Genomic DNA, 11,339 nt, shown 5'->3' with positions numbered 1-11,339 from the left:
CCACCGGTCGGGAACCGCGCCGGCCCCCGGACATCGAGATGTCCAGGGGCCGGCGCCATGCACCGTGCTGCGCGGGTCAGCCGATCTGCGCGCCGTAGGCCTCAAGGGCCTCCGTGACCGGCTGGAAGAAGGTCTCGCCGCCGCCGGAGCAGTCGCCGCTGCCACCGGAGGTGAGACCCAGCGCGGACTCGCCGTCGAAGAGCGCGCCGCCACTGTCGCCGGGCTCGGCGCAGACGGTGGTCTTGATCAGACCCTCGACCGTGCCCTCCTGGTAGTTGACGGTCTCGTTCAGGCCGGTGACCTCACCGTCGTGCACCTGGGTGGTGCTGCCGCTGCGCTGCACCTTCTCACCGACGGTGGCCTCGGCCGCCTTGGTGATCTTCTGGGTACTGCCGTTGTAGAGGTCCACCTCGCTCGGGTGCGCGGTGTCCCCCGTGTACTTGGCGATGGCGTAGTCGTCGCCCGGGAACGAGGAGTTCTCGGTGGCCGCGATCTCCGAGCCGCCCTGCTGGTCGGACCAGCTCTGTACGGCGTTGCCGCAGTGCCCGGCGGTCAGGAAGTACGGCTGGCCGTCCTTGACGACGTTGAAGCCGAGCGAGCAGCGGGCGCCGCTCCCCCAGATCGCGTCGCCGCCGGCGATGAAGGGTTTGAACTCCCCCTTGCTGTGGCGGAGTTCGACCTTGTCACCGAGGCTCTTGGTGACCTTGGTGAGCTGGTCCAGCTTGGCACCCTTGACCGTGCGGTCGGCGGTGACCACGACCTTGTTGCTGGTCGGGTCGATGCCCCAGGAGGTGCCGGGGATGGTCGCCTTCGACTTCAGCGTCTGCCGGGCGGACGCGAGCTGGGCGAGCGTGTGCTTGACGAGTCTCGCCTCCGCTCCCTTCGCCCGGACGGTCTCGGCCGCCGCCTCGTTCACGACGTTGACCACGAGCTTCTTGGCCTTGGCGTCATAGAACGCACCGGCCGTGCCGGTCTTGAGCTGGGATGCCAGCGTGCTCGCGGCGGTGGAGGAGAGCTTGGCGAGGGGGGTGGGGGCGGGGGCCGCGTTGGCGTTGGCCAGGGTGAGGGTGGCGGTGGCGGCCAGGGCCAGCGCTCCCGCGCCGGCCAGAACAGCGCGTCGCTTGGGTATGCGTCGGTGCTTCAACTCAGAGCCTCCCGTGGGGGGATGGGCCCGCTCTGTGGGGAGACACGGACCCGGAGAGTGTGAGGAATGCAGACACGAACGGGTCGCCCCTCGTAGCAGCACCTCGGGGAGTCGCGTCCATGCCAACGTGCGGGGCCGAGTATTCCCATCCCTCTCACTCGTGCACAAGACCGAGTTCCGGTCTCAGGTACGGGAGTTCACCGTTTCATCACATGACGGTCACACGAGTATCCGCGCACATCACTGCTCGGTACGGACACCAGCGGCCACACGAGCCGGCGGCCGGCGAGCGCTGCGTGAGGATTGCCGAGGAGCAGATCTGTCCGGAAACCGTCCGTGGGGATCCTGCCGCCCCGGGCCGCTCTCACACCCGCGCACACCCGCACGCACCCACCCACCCACCCACCCACCCAGATCAACCCAGATAAGCCCTGATCCGGCACGATCCCGGCCCCTGACAGCCGAGATCGCCGTATGCACCCGGATTCACGGGCATGTACGGCGATCAGGTCGGGGTCGGATGGGGTCGATGGCTGATGGCTGATGGCTGGTGGCCGGTGACTGGTGGCCGGTGACTGGTGGCGGCAGCCCTACGCCCTACGCCTACCCCTACGCCAGGTTCTCCGCCTCGGGGAGGTCCTCCAGCTCCGGCGGCAGTTCGCTCGCCGTAGCGGCCGCATCGGGCGGAGACGCCTCGCCGACCCTGGCGACCTCTCCAACCTCTCCGACCTCGGCGACCTCGGCGCCGTGCGCACGCTCCCGCTCCGCCTCGACCTTCCGCTCCCGCTCCGCCTCGACCTTCGCGGTCTCCGCCTGGGCCTGGATCCCGGAGCGCTCCAGGAACCGCAGCAGCTCGACGGGGAAGGGCAGGACGAGCGTGGAGTTCTTCTCGGCGGCGACCGCCACCACGGTCTGCAGCAGCCGCAGTTGCAACGCGGCGGGCTGGCCGGACATCGCTTGGGCCGCCTCGGCCAGTTTCTTCGACGCCTGCAGCTCGGCATCGGCGTTGATCACGCGGGCGCGCCGGTCACGGGTCGCCTCCGCCTGGCGGGCCATCGACCGCTTCATCGTCTCCGGCAGCGAGACGTCCTTGATCTCCACCCGGTCGACACTCACGCCCCAACCGATGGCCGGGCTGTCCATCATCAGCTCCAGGCCCTGGTTGAGCTTCTCCCGGTTCGACAGCAGATCGTCCAGCTCGCTCTTGCCGATGATCGACCGCAGCGAGGTCTGCGCCATCTGCGAGACCGCGAAGCGGTAGTCCTCGACCCGGATGACCGCGTCGGCGGCGTCCACGACCTTGAAATAGACGACGGCATCGACCCGGACCGTGACATTGTCGCGGGTGATGCCTTCCTGGGCGGGCACCGGCATCGTGACGATCTGCATATTGACCTTGCGCATCCGGTCGACGACCGGAACGATCATGGTGAATCCCGGCTGGCGCACCGCGGAAGCCAGCCGTCCGAGGCGGAGCACCACACCGCGTTCGTACTGCTTGACCACCCGCGCCGCCGCCATGAGATACACCGCGCCGGCGCACGCGAGCCCCACTCCGGCCGTCACCAGTTCTTCGACCATCACGGCCCCCTGACGTCTGCCGTCCGTCGCTGCCTGCCGCCCGAGTCACTGCTATTTGCCATGGTATGCCCGGTTCGGAGGGCGGTCGAGATACGTGGCGGCCCGTCGGGCCCCCGCCCGTCCATGGACGGGGGCCCTTCTGACCAGCAGGTCGGCCCGATGTGACCAGCAGCCGACCCGACAGGTCAGCCCGACACGTCAGCCCTGTCGACCAGACCAGTCGATCAGACCTGCCGATCAGACTGACAGGTCCGCCCGGTCGGCCGGACCGGCAGATGAGCTCAGCCGGTCAGCAGCCGCTCACGCGGTCAGTACACGCTCACGCCGTACGCGCTGAGCGCCTCGGTGACGGGCTGGAAGAACGTAGTGCCGCCGGAGGTGCAGTCGCCGCTGCCGCCGGAGGTGAGGCCGAGGGCCTTGGTCCCGGAGTAGAGCGGGCCGCCGCTGTCGCCGGGCTCGGCGCAGACGGTGGTCTTGATGAGTCCGGAGACGATGTCGCCGCCGCCGTAGTTGACGGTGGAGTTCAGTGCGGTGACCTTGCCGCTGTGGGTGCCGGTGGTGGAGCCGCGGCGGGTGACCGACTGGCCGACGCTCGGGGTTCCGGCGCTGGTGATGTCCTGGCCACCGACCGTTCCGGGGTGCGACACGGACGTATTGGTGTACTTCACGATGCCGTAGTCGTTGCCGGGGAAGCTGGAGCCGGCGGTCGGGCCGATGCTCGTGGTGCGCGAGGAGTTGGTGTACCAGGGCGGGTTGCCGTCGGTGCAGTGACCGGCCGTCAGGAGGTAGTAGGTGCTGCCGCTGCGGACGTTGAAGCCGAGCGAGCAGCGCCAGCTGGACGCGTAGATGGCGTCGCCGCCGGAGATGAACTTGCGGAAGGTGCCGGCGATGCGCTCGATGCGTACCGCGCCGGCGTTGCCGCCCGCGGCCCGTTCGATCTTCGCGATCTCGGCTTGGGAGACGGTGCGGTCGGCCGTGACGACCAGGGTGTTGTCGGCCTTGTCGACATGCCATGCGGTGCCCGCGACATCCGCGGTGCGTACCGCGTTGCCGGCGGCGGCGAGCTGGGTGGCACTGAACTTCGGGGCGGGGGCGGGGTCCTGGGCATTGGCGGTGGGGATGGCGATGGCTCCGACGGCCACCAGTCCGGACGCTACGGCGATCAGCCGGGTGCGTCTCGCTACGCCGCTGCGGGGGGTGGTGCGCTCGTTCCTCACTGATTCCTCCGAGGGGGATCGGGGGGCCGCCGGTGGGCGGCCCGTGAGGCGCAGCCGAAGGGCACGCGGGAATCCGCACGTTCCGTTCCGTCTCCGCGTGTCCCTGACAAGCGCTGATCGGGAGTGTCGGGCTCGGCGGCCCCGCAGCGCAAGAGGTCCACACAAATGTCTTGCGCCGGAAACAAACCGGCGCTGCGGGCCGACCATCCCGCTCGCTCTCTACGCTCCATCCGCTCAACACGCCGCCCCGGCAGCCTCATCCGGAGCTGCCGGGGCGGTGGTTGACCCCCTCGGTCGGGGGTTGGACGGGTCAGCGGTCGAGGCGGTTCCGCTCACCGGCCCGCAGCTCGATCGGCAGGGTGTTGCCCGGCGGCGGGAACGGGCAGATGAAGTGGTCGGCGAAGGCACAGGGCGGCAGGAGGGTGCGGTTGAAGTCGATGGTGACGGTGCCGTCCTCGGCGGGCGCGGGCGGCCGCAGGAAGCGGAAGCGATAGCTGTCGGTACCGCTGGTGCCGTCGGCGAGCACGGCCCACAGGGAGCCGTCGCCCTCGACGGCGACCTGCAGAGTGTGTTCATCGCCTTCGAGAAGGAAAGCCAGTTCGCCGGCCACGCCGAGGCCGCGCCGCTCTCCGTCGGCGTTGCGGACCTGGACGGTGCGCCCCTGCGCGTACGGGCGGAACCGGCCGGGCCGCACCCAGCGTTCGTCGTAGTCGTAGACATCGATGCCGGCGAACGCGCGGCGGGCCGCGGAATCCGGGTCGAAGACGCGTACCGCCCACAGTCCCTCGCGGCGCAGCACCAGCAGATGCCGCTCGCCCCGGGCGACACGGGTGGCGTCCGGCACCGTGTCCTGGTCGAGCCGGACCTCGCCGGTCAGCGGCTTGCCGTCGAGGGTGAGCCGGTCCTCGGCGGCGGCCCGCAGCACGACCTTGTCGCCTTCCTGCGTCCAGGTGCCCGGCACGCCCTCGATGTGGCCGTCCGAGTAGTCGGACAGCCAGTACGTGCCCGTCAGGGCGAGCGGGCCGTACGGTCCGGAGACCGTGGCGAGGCGCCGCTCGCGCCAGCCCTGCCACTCCTGGAGTTGCGTGGTACTCATGACGCTCAACCCTTCCACACCGGGCGCGCTGGATCCGGCAGCCCCAAATGGGAGCGCAGGCTCGTGCCGGTGTATTCCGTGCGGTACCCGCCGCGTTCCTGGAGGAGGGGGACGACGCGGTCGACGAAGGTGTCCAGGCCACCGGGTGTCAGATGCTCAGATGCGGTACGAGCTGTCCAGCGCGACGGCCAGAGGGGGCAGGCGTGGGGATACGGACATGGGGGCTTCCTCTCTCGCCGGGTCGGATCTCCGGGTCGGATCTCCGAGTGGGATCCCGGATCGGACCTCCGGGACGGACCTCCGGTTCAGCTCGCCGACTTGGGTAGGCCGGGCGGATTGATCTGGGAGGTCTTCAGGCCCTCGCTGGTCAGCCCCCAGCGCGCCAGCACCTTGCCGTACCGGCCGTCGTCGATGACCTTGCGCAGTGCGGCGGCATAGGCCTTGACCAGGCCACTGCCCTTCTTCGTAGTGGCGGCGATCTTGCCCTGAACGCTCTTTCCGCCACCGGAGAAGGTGCCTGCAACCTCCGTCTGGCCCACGGTGTTCACGTGGTAGACGGTGGACGGATTCGGGCCGAAGTAGCCGTCGATACGGCCCGATTGGAGGGCGAGGTAGTAATCGGAGGCCTTCTGGAAGTACTTGATCTCGACCGGTTTGCGGCCGGCCTGCTCGTTCTCCTCGCTCCACTCGACGAGGATCTTCTCCTGGTTGGTACCGGAACTGACCGCGATGGTCTTGCCCGCGACGTCCTTGGCGCCGCGGACCTTCCAGCCGCTGCCCTTCTTCGCCTCCACCGCCAGCTCGTCGAGCCGGTAGGTCGCGAAGTCGTACTTCTCCTTGCGCTCCTCCGTGACGGTGACGTTGGAGAAGACGGCGTCGAGCTTGCCGCTGTCCAGGCCGACGAAGAGGTTCTCCCAGGACAGCGGGTCGAACCGGGGCCTGAGGCCGAGGGTGTCGGCGACGAGCGTGGCGATGTCCTCCTCGACGCCGATGAGGGTCTTGTCATCGGTGGCGTAGAAGGTCAGCGGCGGTGCGCTCTCGGCGCCGACACCGATCCGCAGCGCGCCGGCGTCCCGGATCCGCGCGGGCACCAGGGCGGCGATCTCCGGGTCCTTCTGTCCGCGGATACGGTGCTGGTCGGGACCGATATTGATCTTCGGCCCCTGCTTGCCCGCGGCGGCGACGTTGTCGCTCGCCACACCACCACCGCCGCAGGCGGTCAGCAGTACGGAGCCGGCGGCGAGCGCAAGGGCGGTGGTCGGGATGTGGCGGATCAACGTAGCGCTCCTCGGGTGACTGGGCTTGGTCAAGGAGCCTTGGAAGCATGGGGAAGGCATGCGTCAAAGGACCTTGGAAAGAAAGGACTTGGTGCGCTCGTGGCGCGGGTGGTCGAGGACCTCGCCGGGCGGGCCCTGCTCGACGATCCGTCCGCCGTCCATGAAGACGACCGTGTCGGCGACCTCGCGGGCGAAGCCGATCTCATGGGTCACGACGATCATGGTGGTGCCCTGGTGCGCCAAGTCCTTGATGACATCGAGGACTTCGCCGACCAGCTCCGGGTCGAGCGCGGAGGTCGGCTCGTCGAAGAGCAGCAGCTTGGGTTCCAGAGCGAGCGCGCGGGCGATGGCGACCCGCTGCTGCTGGCCTCCGGAGAGCTGCCGGGGATATGCGTCCGCCTTGTCCGCGAGCCCGACCCGTGCCAGCAGCCTTTCCGCGCTCTGCGTCACGTCCTTCTTCGGGCGGCGCAGTGCGGAGACGGGCGCCTCGGTGATGTTCTCCAGGACGGTCAGATGCGGGAAGAGATTGAAGCTCTGGAAGACGAAGCCGATCTGGGTGCGCTGCTTGAGAATCTCGCGTTCGCGCAGCTCGTAGAGCTTGCCCGCCCGTCGCCCACCACCACCCTTGCCGGAGGCCCTTCGGGCCGCTGCTTTCTCATCGCGCTTGTAGCCGACCAGCGCGCCGTCCACGCTCACCGAGCCGCTGTCGACCTTCTCCAAGTGGTTGATGGTGCGCAGGAGAGTGGACTTGCCGGAGCCGGACGGGCCGAGGATGACGGCGACCTGACCAGTACGGACCTGGAGGTCCACTCCCTTCAGTACGTCGAGCGAGCCGAAGCTCTTGCGGACCGCGCGGACCTCGACCATCGCGCCCTGCGTGCTCATCGGGTGGCTCCCTTGGAGAAGTGGCGTTCGACGTAGTGCTGGAGGACGGAGAGCACGGTGGTCAGGAGGATGTACCAGGCGGTGGCCACCATCAGCAGGGGGACGACCCGGCCGTTCCGCCCGTAGATGACCTGGACCTGGTAGAAGAGTTCGCCGATCGCCATGACGGAGACGATCGAGGTGCCCTTGAAGAGGGAGATCACCTCGTTGGTGGCGTTCGGCAGGATCGAGCGCATCGCCTGCGGCAGCACGATGCGGCGCAGCTGGCGCAGCTTGGGGATGCCCAGTGCGGCGGCCGCCTCCAGCTGTCCGCCGTCCACGGCGAGCACCCCGCCGCGCACGATCTCGGCGGCGTACGCGGCCTGGTGCAGCGCGAGGCCGAGCACCGCCGCGTCCATCGCGCCGACCAGGCCCATGGTGTCGAAGGAGAAGAAGCCGGGGCCGAAGGGGATGCCGAAGTCCAGGCGCTTGTAGAGGTAGGCGAGGTTGAACCAGAAAAGCAGCTGGACAATGAGTGGAATGGACCGGAAGGCCCAGATGTAGCCGAACGCGACCCACCGGAGGAAGGGGCTCGCGGACAGCCGCATGAAGGCCAGGACGATACCGAGCGCAAAGCCGAGGGCGGTGCCGTAGACGGTCAGCTGGAGGGTGGTCCAGACCGCCTTGAGCACCGTCTCGGCGGTGAAGAACTGCGCGAACACCCCCCATTCCCAGGCCGGGTTGGTGACCAGTCCGTGGACGAACTGGGCGATCAGTACGGCCGTCACCGCGATGGCCGCCCAGCGCCAGGGGTGCCGTACGGGGACGACCTTCAGTGCCGCCGGGTCGTCGGCCTCCGGTGGCCCGGCGTGCTGGGGAGCGCCCTTGCCGATGGCCGGATCACTGGGCGGACCACTGGCTGGATCACTGGTCAGCGCGCTGGTCAATGGCATGGGAGTCCTCGGGGTCCTCGGAGGGTGACGCGGTGCGGGCGGCGGGGGCGGAGGCGGGCACGGGTATGGGTTCGGTGCGCTCCCGGAGGAAAGTGAGCAGCGCCCGCGCGGTCGCGTCGTTCTGCCGGAAGGCGGGCGCGTTGGTACGGGGACGGGAGAAAGCTCCGCCGGAGCGGGCGTCGGTGTGCGGGCCGAGGGCGAAACGGCGCGGGTGCGGGCGGCCCGCCCGGTCCAGGACCCGGCCGTCGGCGGAGTCCACGGCCAGCAGTCCGGCGGATGTCGATGCCGCGCCGTCGGCGTGCAGTCCGCGCAGCAGGGTGTCCCGGGTGTGCTCGACGGTCGGCTCCGGCAGCCTCGCCTCCACCAGCGCGCGGGCCGTCACCGACTCCCCCGGCACGCTGGAGCTCCCGGCCCGGAACACCCCGTGCCGCTCATCGGCGGTGACGGTGGTGCCGGCACCGAGGAAGCGCACCACACCCGCCCGGGAGAGCGCGAGCAGCTGACGCAGCCGCGGCCCCGGCGGGCCGGAGGCCAGATAGCTGAAGAAGCCGTGCCACCAGGGGCCGCGGTCGCCGAGCCGGATCAGCTGGCCGTACACCGACAGCAGTGCGAGGAAGACCGCCAGGTCGGGGCTGTACTCGGGGTCGTGGCGGCGGGCGAGATCGGCCTCGATATAGCCGCGCAGTCCCGCCTGCAGCGCCTCGCCGTCGGGGTAGCGCAGACCGGCGAGCGGATGGTCCAGGGCGTCCAGGTCGAGGCGGTCGGCGGGGTCCGGGACCGAGGCGCTGACCAGGGCCTGGAGTTCGGCGCTGCCGGGGTCGGCGGCGGCGTACTTCTCCTCGAAGTCCGGCCAGTTCACCCGGGTGCGCTCCGGGTGAGCGGTGAACAGCCGGTGGTAGTGGGCGAAGCCCAGCTCCTTGTCGATCAGCGGCCAGACATCGCGCCGGAAGTCGATCCGGCCCGGCCGCGCGAGCAGCTCGTCGACCTGCGCGGACCCGAAGAAGCGCGGCACCGGCGGCCGTTCGCCGCCCGGCTCGTAGCCGATCTTGGAGTGGTACGGCACCCCGCGCCGCGACCCGACATGGAGGACGGGCTCACGCCCCGAGGGGTGGTAGGTCAGCTCCCCATCGATGGCGCCGCCGCCGGTCGTGTACGTTCCGCCACGCCCCTCGGTCAACAGCACCATCAGATCGATGAAGGCCAGCCCGAAGCCGCGGACGAGCACCGGCTCGCCGGGGCGCAGCGCGCTCAGATCGCTGTCGGCGGTGAACGCGGGCGGCAGATGCGTCAGCCCGTGCCGGGCGGCGAATGCGGTCAACTCCCGCTGCTCGGACGGTGGTTCGGACTCCAGATGCCCCAGGGCGAGTACGACGAGGTCGGCGACGAGCGGTGCGGGGCGGCCCGCCAGCCACACCCGCTGCCGGCCGCCGCGCGGGCCCGATACCCCTACGGCCTGGTGCCGGTGTTCATGGACGGTGATCCGCGGCGGCAGCGCGGCCACCGACCGGTCGTACACCCAGCGCAGATAGGCGCCCTGCAGCCGCCGGCCGGCGAAGTCCTGCGGGCCGAGCGCCGCGATCTCGGCGGCGAGGGCGGGCGCGACGGCGATCTCGCCGGCGCGCACCGCACGCGCCCATTCGGCGAGCGACGGGCCGGGCCGCACCGGCCCTTCCTGCTCCACGCTCTCGTCGGTGAACATGGTGACGTCCTCGGCGGTGGAGTTCATCCACAGCAGCGCGGACTGGTCATGCCGCCAGATTCGGCCGCCGCCGGGCGGATGCGGATCGACGAGGTGCACGTCGAGGGGCGTATCGCCGTACAACTCTGCGGCATTGGCGGCGATCCGCTCGATCAGCCCGGTGCCTCGCGGGCCAGCGCCCACGATCACCAGGGACGGCCGCGCGGCCGACGGCACGGCGGGGCTCATCGGGCACCGGCCGTACCGCGGGCGTAGTGCCGCTGTACGGCTGACGGTGCACGGGTACGACCCCGAAGACCACCAGCCACACAGCGGCTCATCCCCTTCGACCGGACGCTGTTGGCAACCTGGTAAGTCCGGTGTTGGCATCCCCTGACCGAATGCGGCCAGACTCCCCTTCCCGACTCAGGGTCGAGCAAGGACGGTTGACGCTTCATAGGCTGCCCAGCGGCGATGCCTCCACGTCCGTCAACCGCATACCCTGCGGCCGTTCCACCCAGTTGCTGCGGACTCACCCAGAGTAGCAGTCGCGGGGTGTCCGCCCCGGGCGAATGGCCGACGGCCTCGTGCAGGGTGAGGCCGATGACAGCGATGGCCACCGGCCCGAGCAGGTTCACGGTCTTGACGCCGAGGATCGTCGGGTACAGCGCCCCGATGTTGAACCAGAACAGCAGCTGCACCAGGATCGGCATCGACCGGAAGAGCCAGACGTATCCCCAACTGACGCCGCGCAGCACGGGGTTGGCGGACAGCCGCATCGCCGCGAGCAGGGTGCCCAGCACGAAGCCCGACGTCATGACGAGCACGGTCAGCCAGAGGGTGAGACCCAGGCCGCGCAGTACGGCGGTGGTCAGGAAGTAGTCGGCGACCACATCCCACTGGAAGGCGTCATTGCGGACAACGGAGTTGACGGCCAGCGCCAGCAGGACGAGGACGGCGGCGGCCGTCGCCCACTGGCCGGTGCGGCGCCGCGGCACGATACGGGGGACGGTGGTGTCCGTGCCGTCGGGCGGGGCGGCGGACTCGTCGAGGGCGCCGCGGGTCTCGCGGGCGCCGACGGTGTCGGAAGGCATGCGAAGGCTCCGTGGATTCAGTGATCGAACACGGGAGTTGAGCGCCTTCACACAGGCAGAACGGGTCGCGCCCCTCAGCACGACCGGCCCTTGAGGCTATGCGGTGAACACGCCTCGTTGTCAAGGCCGTCCAAACGGTGAGCCATGGATCACTTCATGGTTGACGCGGAAACGGATGCCTGTTCCACTTAGTCGCATGTATCCATGGCAGCGGCTGGTCACCCGCGACCACATCGACTTCGGTCGCGTGTGGTCGTCGTCCTGTTGAGCTGACGCCCTGCCCTGAAGCCCGCCGCCGCCAAGGCCGGGCTGTTTCGCGGTTCCACCTCTGACGTCAACCGCGCGCCTTCACACTTCGCGCCGCCAACTGGCGCACCCCCCTCGCTTTACCAGTTCCCGCACTTGTTCCTTGCCCTTGCCCTTGCTCCCCTGTTC

At 69.8% G+C, this 11,339-nt stretch carries 9 protein-coding genes and 1 pseudogene; all 10 read right to left on the bottom strand.

Annotated elements, in window-relative coordinates:
- Positions 1–76: 76 nt before the first annotated feature.
- Positions 77–1,144: a S1 family peptidase gene (locus AB0I10_RS31995; protein ID WP_363156170.1), complete on the bottom strand. Its 1,068-nt coding sequence runs from the start codon at positions 1,142–1,144 to the stop codon at positions 77–79.
- 609 nt (positions 1,145–1,753) lie between these two features.
- Positions 1,754–2,725: an SPFH domain-containing protein gene (locus tag AB0I10_RS31990; protein ID WP_363156169.1), complete on the bottom strand. Its 972-nt coding sequence runs from the start codon at positions 2,723–2,725 to the stop codon at positions 1,754–1,756.
- A 308-nt stretch (positions 2,726–3,033) separates the two neighbouring features.
- Positions 3,034–3,942 carry a S1 family peptidase gene (locus tag AB0I10_RS31985; protein ID WP_363156168.1) on the bottom strand — a complete coding sequence of 303 codons (909 nt, stop codon included), beginning with the start codon at positions 3,940–3,942 and terminating at the stop codon, positions 3,034–3,036.
- 310 nt (positions 3,943–4,252) lie between these two features.
- Entirely contained in the window at positions 4,253–5,038 is a 786-nt protein-coding gene (locus AB0I10_RS31980) for a DUF1684 domain-containing protein (protein WP_363156167.1), read from the bottom strand.
- A 5-nt stretch (positions 5,039–5,043) separates the two neighbouring features.
- Positions 5,044–5,193: pseudogene (locus AB0I10_RS31975) on the bottom strand (F420-dependent methylene-tetrahydromethanopterin reductase); the annotation flags it as partial.
- Between the two features lie 150 nt (positions 5,194–5,343).
- On the bottom strand, positions 5,344–6,315 hold the full coding sequence (locus AB0I10_RS31970; protein ID WP_363156166.1) for an ABC transporter substrate-binding protein: 972 nt from the start codon (positions 6,313–6,315) through the stop codon (positions 5,344–5,346).
- 63 nt (positions 6,316–6,378) lie between these two features.
- On the bottom strand, positions 6,379–7,200 hold the full coding sequence (locus tag AB0I10_RS31965; protein ID WP_363156165.1) for an amino acid ABC transporter ATP-binding protein: 822 nt from the start codon (positions 7,198–7,200) through the stop codon (positions 6,379–6,381).
- Positions 7,197–8,132: an amino acid ABC transporter permease gene (locus AB0I10_RS31960; RefSeq protein ID WP_363156164.1), complete on the bottom strand. Its 936-nt coding sequence runs from the start codon at positions 8,130–8,132 to the stop codon at positions 7,197–7,199. Before AB0I10_RS31960 ends, AB0I10_RS31965 begins: the two co-directional genes overlap by 4 nt.
- Entirely contained in the window at positions 8,104–10,059 is a 1,956-nt protein-coding gene (locus AB0I10_RS31955) for an FAD/NAD(P)-binding protein (RefSeq protein WP_363156163.1), read from the bottom strand. Before AB0I10_RS31955 ends, AB0I10_RS31960 begins: the two co-directional genes overlap by 29 nt.
- Positions 10,056–10,904, bottom strand: coding sequence for an ABC transporter permease subunit (locus AB0I10_RS31950; RefSeq protein WP_363156162.1), 849 nt, complete (start codon positions 10,902–10,904; stop codon positions 10,056–10,058). The genes AB0I10_RS31955 and AB0I10_RS31950 overlap by 4 nt, the downstream gene beginning before the upstream one ends.
- Positions 10,905–11,339 lie beyond the last annotated feature (435 nt).

Origin of the sequence: Streptomyces sp. NPDC050636 (genome assembly GCF_040654775.1) — a bacterium.
In the GTDB taxonomy this organism is placed as follows: Bacteria; Actinomycetota; Actinomycetes; order Streptomycetales; family Streptomycetaceae; genus Streptomyces.
The sequence above is the reverse complement of the archived record's forward strand: the minus strand, read 5'-3'. Positions and strand labels throughout refer to the sequence as shown.

What these genes read in the sequence shown, in the direction of transcription:
- AB0I10_RS31990 (WP_363156169.1), bottom strand. Translation starts at nt 2,725, where the DNA reads ATGGTCGAAGAACTGGTGACGGCCGGAGTGGGGCTCGCGTGCGCCGGC.
- AB0I10_RS31980 (WP_363156167.1), bottom strand. Translation starts at nt 5,038, where the DNA reads ATGAGTACCACGCAACTCCAGGAGTGGCAGGGCTGGCGCGAGCGGCGC.
- AB0I10_RS31965 (WP_363156165.1), bottom strand. Translation starts at nt 7,200, where the DNA reads ATGAGCACGCAGGGCGCGATGGTCGAGGTCCGCGCGGTCCGCAAGAGC.
- AB0I10_RS31960 (WP_363156164.1), bottom strand. Translation starts at nt 8,132, where the DNA reads ATGCCATTGACCAGCGCGCTGACCAGTGATCCAGCCAGTGGTCCGCCC.
- AB0I10_RS31955 (WP_363156163.1), bottom strand. Translation starts at nt 10,059, where the DNA reads ATGAGCCCCGCCGTGCCGTCGGCCGCGCGGCCGTCCCTGGTGATCGTG.
- AB0I10_RS31950 (WP_363156162.1), bottom strand. Translation starts at nt 10,904, where the DNA reads ATGCCTTCCGACACCGTCGGCGCCCGCGAGACCCGCGGCGCCCTCGAC.